Origin of the sequence: Glutamicibacter mishrai, assembly GCF_012221945.1 — a bacterium.
GTDB lineage: Bacteria > Actinomycetota > Actinomycetes > Actinomycetales > Micrococcaceae > Glutamicibacter > Glutamicibacter mishrai.
The window spans coordinates 420,168-444,558 of record NZ_CP032549.1 but is presented as its reverse complement, the minus strand read 5'-3'; the positions used below and the strand labels follow the sequence as shown (position 1 = coordinate 444,558).

Genomic DNA, 24,391 nt, shown 5'->3' with positions numbered 1-24,391 from the left:
CATGGATGAAACGCGAGATGGGACCGAATCGGGTTCGCAGGAAATCGTGGACCAGCTTCAGTCCGTAAGCGGGCCGGTGCTCGTCACCGGTGCGCCGGGGACCGGCAAGACCACTACCCTGATCAGCACAGCGGTGTGGCACCTTGACGCGGGGCTTGATCCGCAATCATTGCTCATTATCGCGCCTACTCGACTGACGGCCGCCTCCATCCGTGATGACCTGAGCCGCCGGGCTAAACGCACCTTCACCGAGCCAGTTGTACGCACGTGGTCAGCCTATGCCTTTGACCTTATTCGCAGGGCCCGCGTTGAAGGACTCCTGCCTTACCTGGAACGATCACCTCGACTGCTGTCCGGGCCGGAACAAGATACCCTCATCGGCAACCTGCTTGAAGGGCATGCCTCGGGCCTGACCAAGGGACCGGAGTGGCCCAGCGAGCTGGAACTTGCCATCGAGACTCGGGGGTTCCGCAAAGAGATCCGTGAATTTTTTGATCGTGTTTCAGAATTAGGACTGGAACCTGCCGATATCCATGATCTTGGGGAGCAAGCCGCCAAGCCTGAATGGGTTGCCGCGGCAGCGTTCTACCAAGAATACCGCGACCTGCTGGATCTGGGCAGCGCGGAAGCCTTCGACCCCGCCGGACTCATTACCCGTGCTGCCGAACTTCTGGAAGAACACCCGGAATTCCTGCACGCTGAACAAGACCGGCTTGCCCTGGTGCTCGTTGACGACCTTCAAGAAGCCACGCTATCCCAGCACCGACTGCTGGCTTTGCTGGCCAAGGACCGTCCACTGGTAGCCTTCGCCGCACCGGATAGCGTCGTCCAGGGATTCCGCGGAGCACGTACCGATGAGCTGCATCGTTTCGCACAGAATTATTCGAGTACCGCAGAAGCAGCCTTCTTGGAGCTGGTCCACGGCCACCGGATGTCGCCGCGTATCACCGGTGCATGGGAACGCATCGTCAGCCGGGTTCCCCTGGCTGCCGGATTGCGCGGGCGCAGCATTGAACCGCGTACCGCCGGACAGGACGACACCTGCCAGGCATTGACCTTCGAAAACTCGACCCTCGAAGAGCGATATATCGCCCAACGCATCGTCCAACTGAGCCTGTTCGAAAACCGCAGCCTCTCGGACATCGCCATCGTGGTCCGCAACGGATCGCAGGTGCGTTCCTATAGCCGGTTCCTCGAAGGACAGGGGATCGCCGTGCAGGTACCTCCCGCCGAGATCCCGCTGAAAGATGAGGGGGCTGTACGTCCCCTCTTGGATTTGCTGGAACTGGCCTTCAACGATTCAGTGGCCGATGATCCATTGCTGATGCAGAACCTCCTGCTATCCCGCTACGGCATGAGCACTGCGCTGGAAATCCGGCGTCTGCGCCAGCTGCTGCGCCAACAAGAAGCGGCGCAAGGCGGACGGCGCTCCAGCCAGGAGCTGCTTGAAACCTGCCTGCGTGAACCCGAACTCGCTCAGGACCTCGGCAAGCCCGCCTTCGGCTTGCAGCGAGTGCTGAAAATGTACGGGGCGCTGAAGTCCGAACTGGCCAGCGGAACAGCAACACCAGAAACCGCGCTGTGGGCCATGTGGGAAGCATCCGGGCGGGCCCAAGCATGGCGCGAAGAGGCGCTGGGCACCGGGACGGCTGCGCGCCGCGCCGATCATGACCTCGACGCTGTGCTGTCATTGTTCCAGGCAGCCGAACGATTTGTAGATCAGCTGCCCGGAGCCAGCGTGCCCCAATTCATTGAACACATCCTCAATCAGGAGTTGCCGATGGACTCCTTGGCCACTCGCGCGGCGGGCGGCCATATGGTGACCGTGCTAACCACGGCTGCCGCAGCTGGAAAGCAATGGCCAATAGTGTTCATCCCGGGATTGCAGGAAGGCTCATGGCCAAACCTGCGATTGCGTGGCGAGCTGTTAGGCTCTAACGCCCTGGCTGACGTCGTTGAACACGGCCTTGAGTTCCTTGCTACCCGGACACCAACCCACCTGGTCCGCCAGATCAGAAATGACGAATTGCGCAGCTTCAGCAACGCCGTCTCGCGAGCCGGCGAACAACTCATCTGCACGGCGGTGGATAACGAAGACAGCCAGCCTTCCTCCTTCCTGGATCTAGTAGACCCGCCAGGAACCGAGGGGCGAGCCACCACTCCCGTACCGCGCCTGCGCTCATTGCCGACACTCGTGGCCGAATTGCGCAAAACTGCTGAACAGAGCAAAGCAGCACAGCTCGGTGCCATACCAGCGCCCGAAGGGCTCAACCCGGCCGAGCAATACAACGACGCCGTCAATGTCCTGGCCCAGCTGGCCAAGTCCGAGCATGCGGTTCGCGGTGCCCACCCGGAGCAGTGGTGGGGACTGCGCGCGCTGTCCTCCACCGGCCCGGTAGTACCGGAAGGCCAGCCAAGACGGGTCTCTCCGTCGAAGGTCGAAACGCTGGTGAAGTCCCCGCTGAATTGGTTCGTCCAAAGCGCGGGCGGAACAGCAGCCCACGACTTTGCCGCCTCCCTGGGCACCCTGATCCATTCCATCGCTGAAGAACACCCGGAAGCCAGCGGCTCCGAATACCAGCAGATCCTGGAACAGCGGTGGCCGGAGCTGGAAAAGCTGGAGAATTGGGAAGGGCAGCGTGACTTCGACCGGGCGACGCTCATGCTCAAGAAATTCGCCCAATACTGCATCGCGATGAGACAAGAAGGCCGCGAACTTGTCGCGCGCGAATTGCCCTTCCAGATTGACGTGCCCACGAGCGACGGGACACAGGTTCAGCTGCGAGGCATTATCGATCGTGTCGAGGCCGATGCCAACGGCAAAGTTACCGTGGTTGATCTCAAAACCGGTTCGATGGCGCCCAGCAAGAACGACACTCTTGAGCATCCACAGCTTGGCGTTTATCAAACGGCCATTCAGCTCGGAGCGCTCAAAGAACATGACCAGACTGCTGAGCTGTCCGACCAGCCAGCCGGAGCATCCTTGGTCTACGTCGGCACGAACACCAAGAGCCCCACGATCAGGGAACAGCCCTCGCTGGGGGAAGATGATTGGGCAAGAACCCTCATTCTGGAGGCCGCGAACCTGATGGGCAACAACGAATTCATAACTAGGCACGTCGCGGGTGCCTCCGGAATACTGGGCAACTGCACACTGCCGGAAATTTGCCCACTGTGCACTGAAGGACGACAGGTCACCGAACGATGAGCACCATCAAGTACAGCCCTCAAGAACTGTCGCAGGCATTAGGAGAGAAGTTCCCTCCTACCGAGCAGCAGGCAGAAATCATCGCCGCCCCGCTGGAACCGATGCTCGTCATCGCTGGAGCAGGCTCCGGAAAAACCAAAACCATGGCCGACAAAGTTGTCTGGCTGGTTGCCAACCAACTAGTGCGTCCAGAACAAATCCTCGGTGTCACCTTCACCCGCAAAGCCGCGGGAGAACTGTCTTTGCGAATCCGGGCCAAGATCGCCCAGCTCGTAGCCGCAGGACTATTGAGCCAGGAAGAGACTCGCGACTTCCTCGACCCAGCCGTTTCCACCTATCACTCCTACGCCAACACCTTGGTCCAGGATCATGGGCTGCGTCTGGGGCTGGAGGAAGACAGTGCCCTGCTTGGCGCAGCCCAATCATGGCAGCTGGGACATTCCGTATTGGAGAAATACACGGGGGACTACCAGCACTTGAACAGTGCCAGCAGTACCCTCATCGATGCCATCGTCTCTTTCAGCTCCGAAGCCTCCGAACATCTGGCCACTGCCCCGGAAGCCCGCCAATGGATCGATGACCTCGTATCAACGCTGCGAGCCCTGCCCATGGATGCGGAAAAGGACAAAGCCCCGACGCAGGCGGCATTGAAGCTCATCGACAAACTCGCATCGAGAGCAACCATCGCTGAATTGGCCGAGGAATATACGCGCGAAAAGAAGCGGCTGGGCGTGATGGACTACGGAGACCTCGTCGCCCACGCGGCCAGAATCGCACAGGAAGTCCCTGCCGCCGCGCTCGCCGAACGAACCAGTCATCAAGTCGTGCTGCTTGATGAATTCCAAGACACATCCCACGCGCAGATGGTTCTCTTCTCACAGCTCTACGGGCAGGGCCATCCAGTGACCGCTGTGGGCGACCCCAATCAATCGATCTACGGCTTCCGAGGCGCGAGCGCCGGGCAGCTGTTCCGGTTCCCCGAAACCTTCCCCATCGTTCGCGGGGAGCAGCGCGAAATCGCCCACGTCAAGCACCTGACGATCGCCTGGCGAAATACGGTGAACGTGCTGTCGGCGGCCAACCAGATTACTGCCGGGGGAGTCGCCCACTCTGGACCGGTCACTGTCAAGCCTTTGGAACCGTCCGCTTTTGCCCAGCCAGGACGCGTAGTGCTCAACCGGTGTGCCACAGTACGCCAGGAAGCCGAAGCGATTGCGGACCTGATTGAGGCCGAGCATCAACGTGATCCCCAGGCGGAAAAAACGAGCGCAGTGCTTTCGCGAAACCGCAGCCAGCTGGGCATCATGGGCGAGGTGCTCGCCCAGCGTGGTATTCGATACCAGTTGGTGGGATTATCAGGGCTATTGAGCACTCCCGAGGTTACCGACCTTGTGGCGTGCCTCCATGTTCTGGTGGATCCATTGCGCTCGGACAAGCTGATGCGCCTGCTCGCCGGAGCCAGGTGGCGCATGGGCGCTGCCGACCTTGCAGCATTCGCCGACTGGTCACGACAACTCGAACGGCGTCGCTCCCACGGATTGCGGTCCAGTGGCGCCATCACGGAAGAATCCGCTGAGGCTGAAGCTGTCGAAACAGCGAGAGCAGAGCTCAACGATGCCGCCAGCCTCATTGAAGCACTGGACTTTCTGCCTCCGGAAGGGTGGAGTAGCTCAGATGGCAGAAGCCTGAGCACCGAGGGCAGAATCCGATTGGCTGCGCTGAAAGAAGAGCTGGCTTCATTGCGCTTGATGGCCAACGATGACTTGGAAACCCTGATCCGAGAAGTCGAGCGGGCCATGAATCTCGATATTGAAGTAGCAGTACGTCCGTGGGTCGAGCGCGATGTTTCGCGGGCAAACCTTGATGCTTTTGCCGATGTCGTTCGCGAATATTGCCGCAACGCTCCACGAGTGGAGCTCGCCGGATTCCTGATGTGGCTGGAGCAAGCCGCCGAAAAAGAAAAAGGCTTGCCATTGCCCAGCGAGGATGCGGATCCCCAGGCGGTGCAGTTGCTGACCGTCCACGCCTCGAAAGGCTTGGAATGGGACATTGTTGCTGTGATGTCCTTGAATGACGGAGTCTTCCCGGGCGCCCAATCAGATCGATGGACCAGTGGGGATAAAGCGCTGCCGTGGCCGCTGCGCGGTGACGCCAAGGACCTGCCGCAGTGGGACACGGATCAGCCGGCGCTCAAGGAGCTCCTGGAAGCTGAATCCCTGTTCAAGGATCAGGTTGAAGATCACCATATCGATGAGGAACGCCGGCTGGCCTACGTTGCGGTCACCCGTGCCAAGTCCCTGCTGATCTGCAGCAGCAGCATTTGGACGGCGACGCGAAGCAAGCCTACCGAGGCTTCAGAGTTCTTCACGGCGTTGAAGCCTCTGGCCGAGGGGCCTGATCCAAAAGCGGAAATCGGAATCTGGGTTGATGAAGAGGATGCGCCCGAGCAGAACCCCAATAGGCTGACCCCGCTGGAAGCCCTATGGCCTTATGATCCTTTGGACGGGCCACAGGTTACCGGCGGCATGCACGATAGCGAATCGGCCTATTCGCGACGAGCGGTTGTCCAAGAAATCGCTGATGATGTCTTGGCAGCGCAGGAATGTTATCAGCCTGTGAGCGTCGAGGGGCAGCAGTGGCTTGATGAGGCCCAGAAGCTTCTGGCCCAGCGTGAATTCCTCAGCAACCGAGAGCGAGCCATCGAAGCTCCGGAACATGTGCGTGCCTCGCTGTTCGTTGAATTGGCCGAAGACCCGATCTCGGTCTTAGAGAATCTTCGCCGTCCTGTGCCGCGACGCCCAGGGCTGGCAGCCCGCAGAGGCACGGCATTCCACGCATGGATTGAGGAATTCTACGAAAAGACCTCGATGCTTGATCTCGGGGATCTTGTCGAACCCGCGGACAGCTATCTGGATGAAGCCCTGGACCTGGAATCAATGAAGGAAGCATTCCTCGCCAGCGAATGGGCGCAACTGCAGCCAGCCTACGTCGAGGTTCCATTGGAGACTCGCGTCGGACCGGTGGCGGTGCGAGGCAGAATTGATGCCGTCTTCCAAATGGACGATGGCACTTGGCTGTTGCTGGACTGGAAGACCGGACGCGTCCCGCATGGAAAAGACTTGAAGAGCAAATTGGTTCAGCTCGCGGTCTACCGCCTGGGATGGTCGCGCCTGCATGGCATCGAGCTTGATGACATCAAGGCAGCGTTCTACTACGTCGCGGCCGGCATCACCGTGCGTGCAGAACACCTGTCCGATGAAGCGGAGCTGGAAGCAATGATCTCCAGCGCGTTCGAGCAGCTCGAAAGCTAAGGCAAGGCGGCGCCAGGTAGCCCGAAAGGGTTACTTTTCGGCGCCGTCCTCGTCATCTTTGGCCTTTTCCGACTCGGAAGCAGGCTTGGCGATTTCAGGATCGTCCTGGGTCTTCTTTGCTTCTGGCGCGGCGGAGGAATCTGCTGCAGGAGCCGATTCCAAACCAGCCTTGGAGACTGGTTCGGGCTTTGCGTTGCTGGGTTCTTCCGCCTGATTCGCGGTTGGCTTCGGCGCAACGGAATCATCTGAGGTCTTGGACTCGGCGCTGGAAGCTGGTGCTGTGGTGGAGCTCTCCGAGGCGGGCGCCGGGTCGGAGAGCGCGGTGACCTTTGCCGTATTGATCCGTGGGTTAGTCGATGCTGCCGATGGCTGCGGCGCGGGCTTCGAATCTTCTGGAGCCGTCTTGCTGTCCTCGTCGGTGGCGTCTTGCGCTGGCGTAGATGCCTGAGGGGACAACGGACGTGGCGCCTCGACGACGGACAACGGCTGTCCACCGAATTCTGCAATGTCGTGATCAAGTTCCTGCAGCATTTCATCGGCTTCGGCGATACGCTGCGGATCCTTGGAATCAAGGGACTTCACGAGCCACTGAGCCAATGCGAACTCCGCGGCCAGGGCAGCACGACGCATGATGTGCGGATCGGCGGCCTTGCCTCGTGCTTCAACATAGGAAGAGAAAACACGGTCAGTGAACTGCTGATCTTCGATGGCGGAGAGCCACGCGAAATCATCTGCGGGGTCGCCGACATGCAAGTCCGTCCAGCCCTTAACCGCTGTAATGCTGGAATGCGAAATCTGCAGTTGCTCTTCATCAAAGTCGCCATGAACCACCGCCGAGTTGAAACGCCACAAAGCAACATCCTCCATGGCGTGTTCCCAGCGGCGCAGCAAACGGCTAGGCACTTTGCCGGTGGCCGCCGCGGTATCGAGCTCATTGAGCTTGCGCTGACGCACTTCGTCTGCGGAATAGGTCGGCAAGCCAGCAACTTCCACGGCTTCATCAGGAATCTGGTGGATAGCAGCCATGCATTGTCCCAGTGCCTTGGCTAGGTTGCTTCCTTCATCGACAAGTTCATCCAACGTCGGCACATGTCCTGGCATGTCCTTGTAGACAAAAGTACGCAGGGATCCTTGGCGGACTGTGCCAGCAACAGCTGGGAGCGCGAACGGCAACGAGGTTCGCACCTTGGCCGAGAAAGCACGCAGTGCTGATAGCTCGGCCTCCAGGCGCATGCTTGCTTCATCGTGGCGTGGCGAACGTACACGCCACCGGTGCTTGAGCGCATCGACGACGAGAGCCGAATCAAAATCTTCTGCGTCGTCTGACAGCGCCGCGAAACCAACCGGGGCTAATCCGGGGACGGCGGCGGTGGCAATTGCGGCGAGTTCCATGGCAGAGCGTTTCACATGTTCCACCGTATGCGAATTCGTGACCTTAGAGGCTGAATGACGCACAGAATATGGTGGGATTCACCGGCAATGTTCAGGGTTGACAAGAAAATTCCCGGTACGTGGCTATCCACACCCGGTTCGAAACAGGGGAGTGGAGGTCCGGGTGCACTAGGTTAGTAGTATGGCTTTGGCAGAGAATTATCAAACTCCAATCAAGGGACTGCCGTTTGCGCAGTCGCTCATCGAACGCCCGTTGACCGAACGGCCGAACCCTGAGCTGCTCAGCGAGAAACTCGCCCTGAGAACGACCAAAGTCATGCTGATTTCCGAGCACGGAGCCGCCTCGACGGGTACCGAGCTTTTCTTCATCAGCGGACCTGACTACGTGCTCACTGAATCTGAACGCCAGGTGTATCTGGGAACCGCTGAATCGACAGATTTCGTATTGGCGATCGTCGAGGCTGAGGACTACGCTCATTTGGCTATTGAGCGCTGGATTTCCTTGCGCGAGGCCTTCACTGTCTTGCCTCAGCTTCAAGCCGAGCTGCTGGTCGAGGCCCAAGCCATCTCCAACTGGATTAGAGCCGAGCGCTTTTGCCCGCAATGCGGTTCGGAAGTTCGTTCCTCGACCTTTGGCTGGGGCCAACGTTGCGTGATAAACGACCATGAACTCTTTCCTCGCACCGATCCGGCAATTATCGCCTCGGTCATTGATCAGCAGGATCGAATCCTTCTCGGTGCCAATGCCACATTCAGAACGCATATGTATTCGGTCTTGGCGGGCTTTGTCGAGGCAGGTGAATCGCTGGAATCAGCGGTTCGCCGTGAAGTGTTTGAAGAATCCGGCGTCCACGTAGGAGAGGTCGCATACCGTGGCTCGCAGCCATGGCCGTTGCCCCGTTCACTGATGCTCGGTTTCGCAGCGGAAGCCACGAGCGAAGAACTGGTTCCTGACGGCGCTGAGATCAAGGACCTGCGCTGGTTCAGCCGAGAGGAACTGCGCGTTGCCTTGGAATCGGGAACAATTGACATACCGCGTGGCGTTTCCATAGCGCACGCACTAATCCGTAGTTGGTACGGAGAACCCCTTCCGGAGGCCCTGAACAAGTGACAGAACACGACGCTCCACCAGTACAGGACTTGCTGGCGGGACTGGACGCTGAACAACGGCAGGCAGCTGAAACGCTCAGCGGTCCATTGTGTATTCTGGCAGGCGCAGGAACCGGCAAGACCAGGGCAATTACCCACCGCATTGCCCATGGCGTGCACACGGGAATCTACAATCCGACCAGCGTTCTGGCGTTGACTTTTACCACTCGTGCTGCCGCGGAAATGCGGACCAGATTGCGCCAGCTGGGCGCGCCAGGCGTACAGGCTCGAACCTTCCACGCGGCCGCCTTGCGCCAGTTGCAGTACTTCTGGCCCCAGGCCATTGGCGGTACCCTGCCCAATCTCGTCGAGCACAAGGCGCCGCTCATTGCCGAAGCCGCTCGACGGCTGCGCATCTCAAGTGATCGTGCCATGGTGCGCGATCTAGCCGCGGAAATCGAGTGGGCGAAGGTCTCGATGCATACTCCGGAAAGCTACGCGAAGATCGCCGCAACCCGGGAGATGCCCAACGGCCTGGAGCCGGTGAGCATGGCAAGGATCTTCCAGACTTACGAAGAGCTCAAAGACGATCGCGGAGTCATCGATTTCGAAGACGTCCTGCTGCTGACGATTGCCATTCTTGAAGATAACGAAAAAGTAGCTGCCCACGTTCGCCAGCAGTATCGCCACTTTGTCGTGGACGAGTACCAGGACGTCTCGCCGCTTCAACAGCGGCTTCTGGACCTTTGGCTGGGGCAGCGCAACGAACTGTGCGTTGTCGGTGATGCGTCTCAGACCATCTATTCCTTCACAGGCGCTCGGCCGGATTTCCTGTTGAACTTCGGTACTCGGTTCCCAGAAGCCAAGGTCGTCAAGCTGGTCCGCGACTATCGCTCCACGCCAGAAGTAGTGAATCTGGCAAACAAGGTCCTTTCGACGCGCCGGATTGAATCCTCTGTGCCCGACCGCAACGTCACGTGGCCTGAACCATTGGAGCTCATTGCCCAGCGCGATCATGGCCCGAGCCCGGAATTCTTTGAGACCAAGGACGATGAGAACGAAGCGGAAGAAGTCGCCCAGCGCATCAAGAAATTGATGGGTGAAGGCCAAGACATTTCCGAGATTGCGATTCTCTACCGCACCAACGGCCAATCCCAAGCCTTTGAACAAGCACTGTCAGCTCACTCAATTCCCTATGTCATGCGCGGAGCCGAGCGCTTCTTCTCGCGCCGGGAAGTCAAAGAAGGCATGCTGGCTCTGCGAGCTGCCCTCAGCGTTGCCGCCGAGACATCGGTATCGCAGCTGGTGCGCGATGTGCTTTCCTCCCATGGCTATTCGGCCAACGCACCCAGTGGAGGTACCGGGGCGGTGCGACAGCGGTGGGAATCCCTCTCCGCGCTGGTGCGACTAGCAGATGAAGTTGTAGCCCTGAAAACAGAGCAAGGCACCGAAGCAACCTTGCATGATGTGGTGAAGGAACTTGAAGACCGTGTGGCCATCCAGCATGCGCCGACGCTGGACGGCGTCACCTTGGCTTCGTTCCACGCAGCAAAGGGCCTGGAATGGGATGCGGTGTTCCTCGTTGGCCTCAGCGAAGGGCTGGTGCCAATTTCCTATGCCAAGGATCAAGCAGGTTTTGATGAAGAACGCAGACTGCTTTACGTGGGCATCACCCGTGCGCGTAAGCATCTGTTCCTATCATGGTCACTCGCGCGCACTCCCGGCGGACGAGCCCACCGCTATCCATCGCGATTCCTGGATGGAATCAAGTCCGTCCGCCAGGCAAGCAGCCGACAGCAAACGACGTATAAGAAACGCGAACAGAAACTCATTCCGGCCGTCTGCACCAACTGCGGGTCGTTCCTGACCAGCGCCAAGGAGCGAAAGCTCAAGCGCTGTGCTTCATGTCCCGCTGCCTATGACGAAGCCTTGTTTGATAGCTTGCGCAATTGGCGATCGGAAATTGCCCGCTCGAATTCGGTTCCGGCATTCGTGATTTTCACCGACGCCACGCTGATGTCCATTGCGGAACACCAACCGGACTCTTTGCAAGGCCTATCCAAGATTGCAGGTGTCGGGCGCAGCAAGCTGGAACGTTACGGCGAAGCAGTCCTTGCGGTCCTTGGATCCCACCGGGGTTAATCGCTATTCACAGTTCGCGATGGATGAATTGATCGCATCCATTGGTTCTTTAGCGTAGGAACCGGGGCTTGCTAGCCATATCGCAGCCCGAAGACCGCCCAGCTGATGCAAGGAGCCGAAATCCATGCCTGTTTCACCGAGTACATTTGAATTTGTTGCTCCTGACGACATACCAGTTCGGGTGGTGCGTTCCACCAAACGGCGAAAGACTATTTCTTCCCAATGGCGCGATGACACCCTGATCATCCAGGTTCCGGCTGCACTTGATGAGAAAACTGAGCGCTCATTCATTGAAGAGATGCTCAAGAAATATCGCCAGAACCGCCAACGGCGCACCGACGGGCACACAGACAACGCGTTGGAACGCAGGGCGCATGAGTTGGACCGGCACTACTTCGGCGGCCTGGCAGCGCCATCATCAGTGCGATGGGTAACCAATCAGAATAAGCGATGGGGTTCAGCGTCGTACCAGCAGCGGAGCATCAGGCTCTCATCAAAACTCCAACACATGCCGTCATGGGTCCGCGACTACGTCCTGGTGCATGAACTGGCCCACTTGGCGTCCCCGAGTACCGGGCACGGTCCTGAATTCCAGAAGCTGCTCAATAAGTTCGAGAGGCGAGCCGAAGCCGACCTGTACCTGGATGCTTTTCACGCGGGCTATAGCTCTCACGCAAGAGAACTTGGCCAATCAACGGATGAACTCGACGGTTTTGGCGACGATGCCGAGTAAGAGCACATAGTGCAACTGCGGGGAGCAACGCCTAAGCGTTGCTCCCCGCAGTCTGGAAACCGACGATTATTTTTCTGGATCTTTTGGCGATTGAGGATCCGTTGGTTCCCCTGGATTCTCTTGGTCGGTCGTTGGCTCGACATTGTCGAACTCGCCGGAAAGCAGCTTGTCCAAGGCCGCATCGAAGTCATCGAATTCGGTTGCGGCCAGCTCACGACGCTGGGTGAAGGTCGTTGGGTCCTTCAGATCTTCTTGGGTTGGCATAAGATCCGGGTGGTCCCAGACGGCGTCGCGTCCATCGATCCCACGCTCATCGTGAAGGTGCTGCCACAGGGCTGCGGCCTCACGCAGCTTACGCGGACGGAGCTCCAGTCCAACCAGCGATGCAAAGGCGGATTCTGCCGGTCCGCCGGAGGCGCGCCGCCGCCGCATCGTTTCGCGAAGATGCTCGGCAAACGGTAGGTTCGCAGCCGCCAGGGAAACGACATGATCAACCCATCCCTCAATGAGGGCCAGAGTCAGCTCAAGATTCTCCAGAGCCTTTTCCTGCTGCTCAGTGCGTTGCGGGGTGAATAGCCCTTCACCCAATACGGACTGCAGCGCTTCAGGATTGGATGGGTCGATGTCACGAACCGCTTCTTCGATCCGCGACATATCGATGTGGATGCCGCGAGCGTAGGATTCGACCGCGCCAATGAGCTTGGAACTCAACCATGGAACACGGTTGAACAAGCGTGCATGGGCGTTCTCGCGAAGGATCGCATAGAGCAGTACTTCCTGCTCTGGGATCTCCAGACCTTCACCGAATTTGGCGACGTTGGTGGCGATGATTCCAGGAGTGCTTCCGGCCAGCGGAAGGCCGATATCGGTGCCGCCGAGAACATCCGTTGCCAACCCGCCGAGTGCGGTGCCCAGCTGCATGCCGAACATGCTCGCTCCAAGGTTCCGGAACATGCCATCGGAGTTGCCCAGCATTCCCTTCATCTCTTCTGGGATCTGTTCCTTCATGGCGGAGGTGATCGCAGTTGCCACCGATTCGGCCACCGGCTCGGTGACCTGCTTCCACGTGGCCAAAGTCTTGTCATACCAGCGCTTGCGCGTCCAGACTTCGGTGACTTGCCCGTTGGATTCGAACGATGTCGAATTGTTCAGCCACAGGTCAGCCAAGTTCGACGCGTCGCTGATGGCGCTCTGCCGGGATTCTGAAACTGCCGGATCGTCGCTTGCATAAGCCTGCAGTGCGGTATCCGAGGCGAGCTTCCAATTCACCGGACCGGATGAGGCGTTGTTGCTCATCATGGCCGACATCATTGCCTGGGCTTGCTGCATCATCTTTTGCATTGCTTCAGGGTCGCCCTGGGCGCCTAGCGCATCGCGAAGCTGCGGAGGAAGATTGTTGGGATCAAATCCGCCACCGAAGAGCTGACCGAACATGGCAGAAAATGGATCCTGCTGATTGTTATCGTCGTCGTCGCCGTTCGGGCGGTTATTCGGGGGGTTCTGTGCCATGACATTAAAACTACCGCGCCTTGCTATGAGTTCCCACGGATCTTGGCGACAGTTCGCTTTCGGCACACTGAATACGCCTCATTGCTGATGCCTTAAGCCTCGAAGCTTCAGTAGGCTAAGAGTGGTGAACTCCGCAAGGAAGGATCCGCATCTTTTTTGACAGTTGGCGGGAGCAAGATCAGTGCACGAACGGGAACCACAAGACTCGCATAAAGCGCTTGGCGAATTTGGCCGAGCGCCCCAAGGTTCCAAAGCCCTTAAACGCACCAGTGCCGGAGTTGTGGCTCTCCTGCTCATCGGCATTATGATGTTCCTCCCGACCAATTTCATGATTCGTTCTCCGGGGCCGGTTTTCAACACCCTGGGCAAAGACGAAGATAACGGGAAAGATGTCATCTCGATCGCGGGGGAGAAGACCTTCCCCTCGCAAAGCGAGCTGGACCTGTTGACCATTTATGTACAGGGTGGCGGCCAGAATCGAGTCACCATTCCCGTGGTCCTGGAAGCTTTGCTGAATCCGAACAAGGACGTTGTCCCCGAAGAAACGATTCTTGCCCACGGCTCGTCTAGCCAACAGCAAAATGAGCAGAATGACCAGATGATGACCTCATCGCAAGATCTGGCCATCGCGGCGGCACTGAGCGAATTGGGCTACGACTTCAAGACCTGGCTGGCCGTGGCAGACTTCTCGGCCGGAACCAACAGCAAGTCATTGAAAAAGGGCGACCGTCTTTTGAAGTACAACGGCCAAGACATCAGTTCGCTGGAAGAGCTGAAGAAGTCGCTGAACTCCAACGGAGACAAGCCCGCCGAACTCATCGTGGGCCGCAAGGATAAGAACGGCGACTATAAGGACGTTGCCGTTCCAGTGAAAACCGACGAGGCCGACGGCGAGCGACAGCTCGGTGTCTACCTGAGCACGGAACATAAATTCCCGATTGATGTTCAATTCGGGCTGCAGAATGTTGGCGGGCCGAGTGCCGGAATGATGTTTGCCTTGGGCATTATCGATCGCCTGACCGATGGGTCGTTGGCAGGCAATCATCATGTCGCCGGAACGGGCGAGATCTCCGCGGATGGCACGGTCGGTCCGATTGGCGGCATCGCACAGAAGATGGTTGCCGCAAAAAATGCTGGAGCCACGATTTTCCTGGCACCAGCAGATAACTGCAACGAGGTCGTGGGCAGGGTTCCCGATGGTTTGAACGTGTTGAAGATTTCGACGCTCTCCCAGGCGCGAACGGCTCTGACGAAAATTGCTGACGGTGAGAATCCCGCAAACTTTGCGACATGTGAATAGATTTAGCCCCGCGTCAGGGGAAGAATGTGACGCAAGGATCAAAAGCTTTTATTCGTTCGTCTAAGAATTAGGTACACGAGTTCCGCCGCTTCGATGCAGCGAGAACCCAAGGTAAGGAATAGATAGTGTCATACGGATCGGATAGTCCGTTCGGAGGCCCGCCAAGGCCTCGTGAACCGCAAAGGCCTTCCAGCCCATCTGGCAAGAAAGTGTCACCCCTGACATTGACCATCTTTGCGGTGGTTATTTTGGTTGCGGTTTTCGTTTTCTTGTCGAATTTCTATGCAGATATCCTCTGGTTCAACCAGCTGGGTTTCTCGCAGGTTTACTGGACTGAACGCGTCGCCAAGTTAATCATCTTCGTGATCGCCTTGGTGCTGATGGCCGTACCTATGTGGTTCTCGATGCGCAGCGCCTACAAGCACCGTCCGGTGTATGCGCCGAATGCGAATCAACCTGATTCCATGTCACGCTACCAATCGCAACTGGAACCTATCCGCCGTTTCCTGATGGTCGGCATTCCGCTGGTTGTCGGCATCTTCGCCGCGGTGGCAGTTGCCGGCCAATGGCAGACCGTGCTGCTCTTCTTCAACCAGACTCCATTTGGCAGCAACGATCCTCAGTTCAACATGGACCTGAGCTTCTTCATCTTCTCGTTGCCATTTATCGCCCTGATCATCGGATTCCTGGTCTCGGTGGTGCTCTTGAGCGGTGTTGCCGGACTGTTGACTCATTATCTTTATGGCGGAATCCGGGTTGAAGAACGTGGCGGAATCACCGTAGGCAAGGCAGCTCGCGTCCATACTGCAATCGTTGTTGCCGTGTTCCTGGTGCTTCAGGGAGTTAATTTCTGGATCGGCCAGTATGAAACACTCACCGACCAGTCAGGCCGCGTTGCTGGTGCGCTTTACAAGGACGTGCACGCAGTCATTCCTGCGCAGATGATCCTGGCTATTATCGCGATCTTGATCGCTATCACCTTCGCTATTGCCGCGTTCACCGGTCGCTGGAGAATTCCATTGATCGGTACAGCAATGCTGGTTGTCACCATGATTGTGGTCAGCGGTGTCTACCCGTTCCTGGTGCAGCAGTATCAGGTAGTTCCTTCGCAGCGTGAACTTGAACGCGACTACATCGATCGCAACATCGAAATGACTCGTCTGGCCTACGGTCTTGATGACATTGAAGTCACCGACTACGACGCCAAGATCTCCACCGAGAAAAATGCCTTGGCCGAGGAAACCGCAACGACCGCTAATATCCGCTTGCTGGATCCTAACTTGGTCTCAACCGCCTTTGCACAGCTTCAGCAATTCCGCGGGTACTACACGTTCCCGAAGAACCTGAACGTTGACCGCTACAAGATTGACGGCAAGGTTGAAGACACTGTCATCGCGGCTCGTGAAGTCAACGTCGACCCGACCGACACGTGGGTCAACCAGCACATCAACTACACCCACGGTTATGGACTGGTGGCTGCTTACGGCAATCGTGTTGCTGCCGGCGGCCGACCAGACTTCATGCTCGGCGGTATCCCAACGTCAGGTGATTTGATCACCGACAAGGATTACGAGCCACGCATCTACTTTGGCGAAAATTCCCCGGAATACTCGGTTGTCGGCGGTCCAGACGAAGGCTGGACCGACCAGGAGCTGGACCGCCCAGGTACCGGCGGCGAAAACCAGGACACTCGATACACCTTCACCGGTGACGGCGGCCCGAACGTGGGCAACATGTTCAACCGCCTGGTTTACGCGTTGAAGTTCGCATCAACAGATCTGCTGCTTTCCCAGCAGGTCAACTCCGAGTCGCAGATCCTCTACGATCGCGACCCACGCGACCGTGTCAGCAAGGTAGCCCCGTACCTGACCCTTGACTCCAGCGCCTACCCAGCCATTGTCGATGGCCGGGTCCAGTGGATCGTTGATGGCTACACCACGTCTAACGACTTCCCATACTCGCAGCAGGAACAGCTGGATTCTGCCGTCACCGACTCCTTGACCAATGCCCAGGACCTGTCCATGACCGGCCGGGTGAACTACTTAAGGAACTCGGTCAAGGCAACGGTTGATGCCTACGACGGTTCGGTGAAGCTGTACGCTTGGGATACCGAAGACCCGATCCTGAAGTCGTGGCAGAAGGTGTTCCCATCCTCTTACAAGCCGCTCAAGGACATGTCCGCTGATCTGATCGAGCACGTGCGCTACCCAGAGGATCTGTTCAAGGTCCAGCGTGAAGTGCTGACCACGTACCACGTGGAGAACCCAGACGCCTTCTACGAGTCGAATGACGCGTGGGCCGTTCCAGACGATCCAACGTCGTCTACAGCCGGTGTGAAGCAGCCTCCATACTTCATGTCCCTGAAGATGCCGACACAGGACGAAGCGAGCTTCTCGTTGACCTCAACGTTCATTCCTGCGGCAGCATCCAATGGGCAGCAACGCAACGTGCTGTTCGGATTCCTGTCAGCCTCGGCCGATGCTGGCTCACAGGCAGGCGTGAAATCTGAGGACTACGGAAAGCTGCGACTTTTGGAGCTTCCGCGAGATACCGCTGTGCCAGGTCCTGGCCAGGCGCAGCAGAACTTCGATACGAATACCCGCGTGACGCAGGAACTGAACCTGCTGCGCCAGGGCGCTTCGGAAGTCAAGAACGGCAACCTGCTTTCCTTGCCAGTTGGCGGCGGTATCCTCTACGTCCAGCCGGTCTACGTCCAGTCTTCGGGCCAGACCAGCTACCCGACCCTGCGTAAGGTACTGGTCTCCTTCGGTGATCAGGTTGGCTTCGCAGATACCTTGGCTGAAGCACTTGATGAAGTCTTCGGCGGCAACTCTGGCGCTGTGACCGGTGAAACCGAAGGTGTTTCTCCAGGGGACACTCCAGAGGGGGAGAAGACTCCGACGCAGTCAGACGAGCAGAAGCTCTCGACTGCACTGTCGGATGCCAACGCCGCCATCAAGAAGGGCCAGGAGGCACTCGCGAAGAATGACTTCGCAGCCTATGGCGAGGCGCAGAAGCAGCTGCAGAACGCTTTGGATCGTGCCATGGAAGCTGACGCAGCTATCAACGGTACCGAGGTTGATGGGGAAGTGAAGCTGGACGAGAACGGTGCCACCGCGACCCCTCAGCCTTCGGCGCCAGCCGAAGGTACCGAGGGATAGCAGCGAAGCGCCCCGATTTGCTTTCACTCCGCGATGATGCAAGAATTGTCTAGTCATCGCGGGGTGGAGCAGTTCGGTAGCTCGCCGGGCTCATAACCCGGAGGTCAGAGGTTCAAATCCTCTCCCCGCCACGAAAGACGAAAATGGAGATCCGGAAGGGTCTCCATTTTTGCTTTCCGGATCAAGCAACGGGCCCTGCGCTGAACCTGATTCATTCGCCGGACCTATGTTTGTGGGCGGCTCTGGCAGAGACGGAAGCGTCGGAGTAAAAGTTCCCGCCGAAGCTGGTGCGCTGAATCCAAATGGGATTGTCACCAATTGCGACAGCCGCTGATCTTGACAGCGAGGGGCCTGCGATCAAGGTCACTTGGCTCGATTGGCTATTGAGTTCATCAGTTGGTAATGTTGTATTTACCGACGCGGGGTGGAGCAGTTCGGTAGCTCGCCGGGCTCATAACCCGGAGGTCAGAGGTTCAAATCCTCTCCCCGCCACGAAAGTGGAAATGGAGATCCGAAAGGGTCTCCATTTTTGTTTACCTAGTGGTTGGCGAGGAGCAGTCCGAGTCCGCCCTACCAAGCTGCTCCTAAGCCTGGTCCGCTCACCTCGACCCTCGACGGGTGATCAAGGACACGGCATCTCGATTAGCCAAGTCATTCACGGATTGGTAGTGTTGTATTTACCGACGCGGGGTGGAGCAGTTCGGTAGCTCGCCGGGCTCATAACCCGGAGGTCAGAGGTTCAAATCCTCTCCCCGCCACGAAAGTGGAAATGGAGATCCGAAAGGGTCTCCATTTTTGTATACCCGCTTAACGAGGAAGGTGTGCCGATGCTCATCATCGGCACACCTTCGTTAGCTTCTGGCTCGCATCGATGAGGCTTAGCCTTCGATAGCGCCAGTCTGCTTGGACTTCAAAGCTGCCAGACGGGCTTCGACCTCGGTCTGTTCGCCGAGATCTTCCAGTGACTCGAACTGGGCGTCGAGGCTGGAGGAAGCCAACTCGGCAGCTCCGCGAACGCGGGCTTCTTCGCGACGGACTTTTTCCTCGAAGCGTCCGATTTCACTGGCCGGATCCATGATGTTCACGGCCTTCACGGCCTCGTTCACCTGGTTCTGAGCATGCGCTGCCTTTGAACGTGCCACCAGTTCATCGCGCTTGCTAGCAAGCTCGGTGCGCTTTTCCTTCATCTGGTTCAAGCCGGTCTTCAACTTATCAACGATTTCACGCTGTGAGTTGATGGTTGGCTGTGCAGTCTTCATCTCGGATTCAGCCTGCATCTGGCGCTGGATCGCAACCTTGGCCAAGTTGTCGAACTTGCCGGCCTCATCGGCCTTGCCCGAAGCACGGAACTCGTCAGCTTTGTTCGACGCCGCCAGAGCCTTATTGCCCCACTCGGCCATGGCCTCTTCGTCTTCGCGGTAATCCTCTTCCAACATGCGCAGGTTGCCGATGGTTTGGGCAATGGCCTGTTCCGCTTCGGCGATGTTGTCGTTGTAGTCGCGAACCATCTGATCCATCATCTTCTGTGGATCTTCCGCCGAGTCGAGCAGGGCGTTGATGTTGGCCTTGGCTAGTTGTGAGATGCGTCCGAAGATTGATTGTTTGGTCATGATGGGACCTTCCTATTAGTTAAGTGATCGATGGTGTTGCAGAACTGCTGGTCAATATAGATCGGCGGGTTAGAAGTTGCCTCCGTCGCCTCCGCCGAAGTCACCTCCTCCAAATCCACCGCCGCCTCCGCCGTCAAACCCGCCGAAGCCGCCGCCACCGAAGAAGCCATCGTTTCCTCCCGAGTGGCCGCCGCTGTGGCCGCCTCCAAGGATGGTATTGATGAGGATGCCACCGAGCACTGCTCCGCCGACACCGTCGAATACTCCGCCGCCACGTCCGCGACCGTAGCCGCCGCCGAAGCTGTCGCCATAGCCACCGAAGCCGCTGACGTCGTTCTCGGCCATCTGGGCTGCCTGATCGGCAAGCTGGATGGAGCGCTGGGCCGCGGCGACGGCACGAGCGGGATCGGAGTGCGCGAAGGAGTGAGCCTCATCCAGAGTGCGCTGCGCCTCGGCCAAACGCGTACGAGCCGAAGAGCGAACACCTCCTCGGCGGGCCCGGATGTAGTCGTCGGTTCCATTGATGCGTGACGCAGCGGTATGCAGCAAGGACTGCAATTGGTCGCGAGCTGCCTGATCCTGCTGCGCGCGGTCGCGCATATTGGCCAATGACTGGCCCAGGGGAGTAGTTGCCTCGTCCAGAAGGGTGATCAGTGCCAGCGGATTGTACTTTCCGCCGGCTGTGGCCTGTCGTGTTGTGCTCAGCGCGCTTTCCACACCGGCGATCGGTCCTGCCAGATCGGAACTGTTTCCGGTTGCGAACGTGGCCTTGGCCTGGGCAAGATCTCGTTCTGCCAAGGCAACGGCTGCACGAAGATCCTGTTCAGCTTGCTGCAATGACGTGCCCGCTTTGGCGATGGCCTCAAGGAGGACATCAGCCTGATCCTGCGCTTCCTCCGCATTCTGAATGAGCACGGCTGCGTCCGAGCGGCTAGTTGCGAGGTTTTCAGCAGCTTGTTGCAGGGCTGAAGCAGCGAACGTTAGCCGTTCGCCTGCCTGTTGGGCGTTGTCCTTGATCTGGCTGACCGCACTCTCGTCGTACTTACCCGAGAGCTGTTCCAGATCGGACACGCGAGAAGAGAGTCGCTGGTTCAGCGGCTCCTGGTTAGCTTTCACCTCGGATATCCGTGCTTCAGCGTTCTGTTCCAGCTGGCGCAGCTGCTTGAAATCATCAGCATGCTCTTGCAACGACTGGTTGACGTCGCGGCATCGGTTGATGATTTCGTTGAGCCAAGAGCGCTGGTCTGCTTCGGTATCAGGGATATCGTCATCCAGCTGCTGCTGGAGACGGAATGACTCGGTCAGATGCTCCTTGGCCTTGCCCAGATCCTGGACGAAAACTGCGACAGCTTCTTTTCCGTACTGGGCCTCAGCGAAACCGAGTTCCTGTTGGGATGAGCGGATGGAATCATCGGCGGCAACGAGCAGTTGATCGGCCTGCAAACGCAACTGGTCTAGAGGAATCAGCGGTTGCTGCGGCGCAGGGCTACCGGCCATGCCAGGGTAGTTGTTCTGCTGCGGAGGCAGAGCCTGCGACTTCTTGCGGCTTCTTCTAGCAAGGAGGAAGTATCCGCCGACAGCCAACGCTGCGATGACTAGCAGGACGGTGATGAAACCGCCGCCTCCGGAAGAGCCCTCTGCGGTGCCGCCGCTCTCGACGTTCTTGATGCCATCAATGGCGCCGTCAACAGCTCCGGCCCAGTCGTCTTCGCCCAAGGCGGGACTGATCTGCGAGCGATAGATTTCGGAGTCCTGCTCTGCCAGAGGCCCGCTATCTGAAGCAGCGAAGTAGGCTTGACGGGATTCTGTGGCTACCGCGAGGATCACGTCCGAGCGCCCAAAGCCCTTCTTGTCTGCGACCTCTTTGACCCACTCGTTGGCCTTAGTGGGGTTGGAGAACTCGTCGACGAAGACGGCGAAAAGGCTCAGGCCGGTATCGCTTCTCAGCTCTTTGATTTCTTCTTCAATGCGTGCTTGGTCCGAACCGAGCACTCCAGAATTGTCGATCACAAAGTCGCCTGGTGGAATGGTCACCGGCGACTCAGCGAGTGCCGGCGTAGCTATTCCGAGCGATACAACCGACGCCACTACTGCACTGGCAATCAGCTTCCGACTCTTCATTCCCATGTCTTGTTCCCGCCTGAAAAGCTAAGTCGAACTAAAATCAGGATGTACCCGATCTGATGTATCCAGAGACTGGATTCACACTTAGAATTGATTCTATTTGGCCTAATGAAGCACGTCTATGTCATTCAGCTGCCAGAATAGTTAACTCACAGGCGATGCAAAGTCACCACAATTCGATGCCACAGACCAGACCTGAATAATTAAACCCAAGAGATTCGATAGTTCGAAAGAGGCATGAAATGAGCCAGACCCCGAATGAGCCACGTGATGAAAACTTGGGTGATTCTGCACGGCCATCAAACGACCAGGCAAGCCAGCCTTCAGATTCCTCTGAACCAACCGCTCGGTATCCGCGGTTGAACCAGGAAGCGCAAGCCGGTCAGCAGGACAGCAACGATAATTCATCGTCGGCTCCACGCACCGAGCCAATCAGCGCAGCTGCTGCAAGCGCACCAGCCTCTCCTTACCAGTCACAGAACAGCGCAGGTCAGCAAAACCAGTCGAACTCGCCTTATGGTTCGCCTTATGCTGGCGGAGCGTACACCCAAACGACTTACCCTGTGCCTCCAGAAAAGCAGCCTAAGGATAAGAAGCGTTTTGCTGGCAGCACCCTCATTGCCGGCATGGTTGCAGCCGCCCTTGTCGGCGGCCTGACCGCCGCGGGCACCACGTATTTGATGGAGGATGGAAGCAGCACCTCAACCACCGGCGGATCGGCACCGCGTGAAGGCGTTGTAATCAATAATCCAGACAAGGTAACTGAAGTTACCGCAGCTGCAGCGAAGGCAAGCCCTAGCGTTGTCACCATCGAAGTCTCCGGAAATGGCAACAGTGGTTCGGGCTCAGGCATTGTGCTGGACAACAAGGGCAATATTCTGACGAACACCCACGTGGTCACCCTTGGCGGCGAGGTGGCTAATCCAACCATCACCGTCCAGATGAATGACGGCACCGTGCATTCAGCGAAGGTTGTCGGAACAGATCCGCTCTCGGATCTGGCCGTGATCAATATCCAGGCTGACGGACTGGTGCCGGCAACCATGGGCTCGTCTTCGGAATTGAATGTTGGAGACACCGCCGTAGCCATTGGCGCACCGCTGGGACTTAGCGGAACCGTGACTGACGGCATCATTTCAACTTTGAACCGTACGATTTCCATCGCTTCGTCGGCAGTCCCTGAGGAAGGCGACCAGTCCAATGGGGATGACGGCAGCCAGTTCAACTTCCAGTTCCCAGGCCAGGAACAGCAACAACAGCAACAGTCAAGCGGCTCGATCTACGTCAATGTCATTCAGACCGACGCGGCCATCAACCATGGAAACTCCGGTGGCGCTTTGGTCAATGCCAAGGGCGAAATCATCGGTGTAAACGTAGCCATTGCGTCTTCCGGGTCCAGTGAAGAAGGCGGATCCATTGGCGTGGGCTTCGCGATCCCGATCGATTACGCCAAGCGTGTCGCTCAGGAACTCATCGACAACGGCTCCGCTTCGCACGGCCTGCTCGGTGCTACCGTGACGGCTCAGGGAACTGCTGAAAAGGGTGAACAGAACACCTCATCCTTCTCGGTTGGGGCCAAGGTTGTAGAGGTGAGCTCGGGTTCGGCCGCTGAGAAGGCTGGTTTGAAGTCTGGCGACGTGATCACCGGCGTGAACGGTCGTGCCGTTCACGATTCGCAGACCGTCACTGCCGCAATTCGCGAGATTCCAGCTAACGGCAAGGCCGAAATCCGCTACCTTCGCAACGGTGAAGAGAAGACTGCGAATGTCACCGTCGGAGAGCTGTCAAAAAACTAAATAAATCTTCATGATGACGCAGTGAAATCAGTGACGCAGGCAGGTGACGAACCAGCCTGCGTCACTTCTTGCACTTTCGGCGATAAAGAACGAGTGAATCGTGATGTATCGATACGATAGAGAGTGAATAAAAAGTCCAGCCATGCCTTATGGAGGCTGGGCGCGAAAGCTTGTAGGAAGGCTCGAATGACCGAGGAAACTACGGTGCCGCTAAAAATAGTGGTGCTGGTCAAACATGTTCCAGATGTCCAATTTGATCGTCACATCGATTCTGCTTCGTTGCGTCTTGACCGTTCGGAATCGGTCCTCTCCGAATTGGACGAATACGCTGTCGAAGCAGCTGTATCTTTGGTTGAATCCCAGGGCGGATTCGCTGCCGGGCACGAAGTCATCGCAGCCACCATGGGTGGAAAGAGTGCCAGCAACTCCGTAAAGAAAGCCCTGCAGATGGGTGCCAGCTCAGGTTTCCACCTCAACGATGATGCACTGGCTGGTTCCGATACCGTTGCGACTTCCAAGGCTCTGGCAGCGCTGATCGAGCATGTCGGCGACGTTGATCTTGTTGTCACAGGAATGTCTTCAACTGACGCAGAGACTTCGGTTGTTCCCGCCCAGTTGGCTGAGCGTTTGAACTTTGCGCAGCTGACCCATGCCTTGGCTGTTGAATTTGATGGCGCCAGCCGAGAGCTGACCATTCGCCGCGATCATGCAGATCGAACTCTAAGCCTCACTGCAGCATTGCCAGCAGTCCTGTCGGTGACTGATCAGGCCAATGAGCCGCGCTACCCGAACTTCAAGGCCATCATGGCCGCGAAGAAGAAGAGCATCACCGAAGTGGATTTGGCAGGCATCGGCCTGGACGCTGAAGCAGTAGGTGCCTCGGGGTCGCGTTCGGTTGTTCTTGATGCCACTGCTCGACCGGCCCGTGAAGCAGGAACAGTCATCAACGACAGCGGCCAGGCAGGCATTGCCCTGGTTGATTTCTTGGCCGAACAGAAGCTGATCTAAGGAAAATT

General features: G+C 57.8%; 13 protein-coding genes and 3 tRNA genes. 12 read left to right on the top strand and 4 right to left on the bottom strand.

Annotated elements, in window-relative coordinates; translation table 11 throughout:
- Window position 1 precedes the first annotated feature (1 nt).
- Together D3791_RS02005 and D3791_RS02000 are read left to right on the top strand one after the other, a co-directional pair.
- Window positions 2-3,208, top strand: a complete 3,207-nt coding sequence (locus D3791_RS02005) for an ATP-dependent helicase (RefSeq protein ID WP_246242270.1) — start codon at window positions 2-4, stop codon at window positions 3,206-3,208.
- The gene (locus D3791_RS02000) at window positions 3,205-6,519 is read left to right on the top strand and encodes an ATP-dependent helicase (RefSeq protein WP_172511160.1); all 3,315 of its coding nucleotides are present in this window, start codon (window positions 3,205-3,207) and stop codon (window positions 6,517-6,519) included. The genes D3791_RS02005 and D3791_RS02000 overlap by 4 nt, the downstream gene beginning before the upstream one ends.
- A 30-nt stretch (window positions 6,520-6,549) precedes the next feature.
- Here the strand turns inward: D3791_RS02000 and D3791_RS01995 are convergent, their stop codons facing one another.
- Window positions 6,550-7,926, bottom strand: a complete 1,377-nt coding sequence (locus D3791_RS01995; protein ID WP_172511159.1) for a phosphotransferase — start codon at window positions 7,924-7,926, stop codon at window positions 6,550-6,552.
- Window positions 7,927-8,092: 166 nt separating this feature from the next.
- On the opposite strand from D3791_RS01995, the gene nudC reads away from it, so the two are divergent.
- The 3 genes from nudC (at window position 8,093) to D3791_RS01980 (ending at window position 11,875) form a co-directional block, all read left to right on the top strand.
- On the top strand, window positions 8,093-9,022 hold the full coding sequence (nudC, locus tag D3791_RS01990) for an NAD(+) diphosphatase (RefSeq protein ID WP_022873932.1): 930 nt from the start codon (window positions 8,093-8,095) through the stop codon (window positions 9,020-9,022).
- Window positions 9,019-11,142 carry an ATP-dependent DNA helicase UvrD2 gene (locus tag D3791_RS01985; protein WP_022873931.1) on the top strand — a complete coding sequence of 708 codons (2,124 nt, stop codon included), beginning with the start codon at window positions 9,019-9,021 and terminating at the stop codon, window positions 11,140-11,142. Before nudC ends, D3791_RS01985 begins: the two co-directional genes overlap by 4 nt.
- Before the next feature lie 124 nt (window positions 11,143-11,266).
- Complete coding sequence (locus D3791_RS01980; protein ID WP_172511158.1) at window positions 11,267-11,875, top strand: M48 family metallopeptidase; 609 nt, start codon at window positions 11,267-11,269, stop codon at window positions 11,873-11,875.
- Between the two features lie 66 nt (window positions 11,876-11,941).
- On the opposite strand, the gene D3791_RS01975 is transcribed toward D3791_RS01980, so the two are convergent.
- Window positions 11,942-13,384, bottom strand: coding sequence for a zinc-dependent metalloprotease (locus tag D3791_RS01975; RefSeq protein ID WP_172511157.1), 1,443 nt, complete (start codon window positions 13,382-13,384; stop codon window positions 11,942-11,944).
- A gap of 181 nt (window positions 13,385-13,565) precedes the next feature.
- On the opposite strand from D3791_RS01975, the gene D3791_RS01970 reads away from it, so the two are divergent.
- From D3791_RS01970 to D3791_RS01950, 5 genes are all read left to right on the top strand, one after another.
- Window positions 13,566-14,684: a YlbL family protein gene (locus D3791_RS01970; RefSeq protein WP_172511156.1), complete on the top strand. Its 1,119-nt coding sequence runs from the start codon at window positions 13,566-13,568 to the stop codon at window positions 14,682-14,684.
- Between the two features lie 125 nt (window positions 14,685-14,809).
- A complete protein-coding gene (locus tag D3791_RS01965) occupies window positions 14,810-17,845 on the top strand; it encodes a UPF0182 family membrane protein (protein WP_172511155.1) in 3,036 nt (1,011 codons plus the stop codon).
- Window positions 17,846-17,902: 57 nt separating this feature from the next.
- Window positions 17,903-17,976, top strand: a tRNA-Met gene (locus tag D3791_RS01960).
- Window positions 17,977-18,263: 287 nt separating this feature from the next.
- Window positions 18,264-18,337: transfer RNA gene (locus D3791_RS01955), tRNA-Met, on the top strand.
- Window positions 18,338-18,529: 192 nt separating this feature from the next.
- A tRNA-Met gene (locus D3791_RS01950) sits at window positions 18,530-18,603 on the top strand.
- Between the two features lie 120 nt (window positions 18,604-18,723).
- On the opposite strand, the gene D3791_RS01945 is transcribed toward D3791_RS01950, so the two are convergent.
- Window positions 18,724-19,455: a PspA/IM30 family protein gene (locus D3791_RS01945; RefSeq protein WP_172511154.1), complete on the bottom strand. Its 732-nt coding sequence runs from the start codon at window positions 19,453-19,455 to the stop codon at window positions 18,724-18,726.
- 69 nt (window positions 19,456-19,524) lie between these two features.
- Entirely contained in the window at window positions 19,525-21,582 is a 2,058-nt protein-coding gene (locus D3791_RS16810) for a TPM domain-containing protein (protein WP_281350617.1), read from the bottom strand.
- Window positions 21,583-21,821: 239 nt separating this feature from the next.
- On the opposite strand from D3791_RS16810, the gene D3791_RS01935 reads away from it, so the two are divergent.
- Both D3791_RS01935 and D3791_RS01930 read left to right on the top strand, forming a co-directional pair.
- Complete coding sequence (locus D3791_RS01935) at window positions 21,822-23,375, top strand: S1C family serine protease (RefSeq protein WP_172511153.1); 1,554 nt, start codon at window positions 21,822-21,824, stop codon at window positions 23,373-23,375.
- Window positions 23,376-23,561: 186 nt separating this feature from the next.
- Window positions 23,562-24,383 (top strand): electron transfer flavoprotein subunit beta/FixA family protein, encoded by an 822-nt coding sequence (locus D3791_RS01930; RefSeq protein ID WP_022876601.1) that lies wholly within the window; start codon window positions 23,562-23,564, stop codon window positions 24,381-24,383.
- Window positions 24,384-24,391 lie beyond the last annotated feature (8 nt).

Excerpts from the sequence above, each read along its gene's own strand:
- D3791_RS02005 (WP_246242270.1), top strand. The coding sequence starts at position 2 with ATGGATGAAACGCGAGATGGGACCGAATCGGGTTCGCAGGAAATCGTG.
- D3791_RS01935 (WP_172511153.1), top strand. The coding sequence starts at position 21,822 with ATGAGCCAGACCCCGAATGAGCCACGTGATGAAAACTTGGGTGATTCT.
- nudC (WP_022873932.1), top strand. The coding sequence starts at position 8,093 with ATGGCTTTGGCAGAGAATTATCAAACTCCAATCAAGGGACTGCCGTTT.
- D3791_RS01930 (WP_022876601.1), top strand. The coding sequence starts at position 23,562 with ATGACCGAGGAAACTACGGTGCCGCTAAAAATAGTGGTGCTGGTCAAA.
- D3791_RS16810 (WP_281350617.1), bottom strand. The coding sequence starts at position 21,582 with ATGGGAATGAAGAGTCGGAAGCTGATTGCCAGTGCAGTAGTGGCGTCG.
- D3791_RS01975 (WP_172511157.1), bottom strand. The coding sequence starts at position 13,384 with ATGGCACAGAACCCCCCGAATAACCGCCCGAACGGCGACGACGACGAT.
- D3791_RS02000 (WP_172511160.1), top strand. The coding sequence starts at position 3,205 with ATGAGCACCATCAAGTACAGCCCTCAAGAACTGTCGCAGGCATTAGGA.
- D3791_RS01945 (WP_172511154.1), bottom strand. The coding sequence starts at position 19,455 with ATGACCAAACAATCAATCTTCGGACGCATCTCACAACTAGCCAAGGCC.
- D3791_RS01980 (WP_172511158.1), top strand. The coding sequence starts at position 11,267 with ATGCCTGTTTCACCGAGTACATTTGAATTTGTTGCTCCTGACGACATA.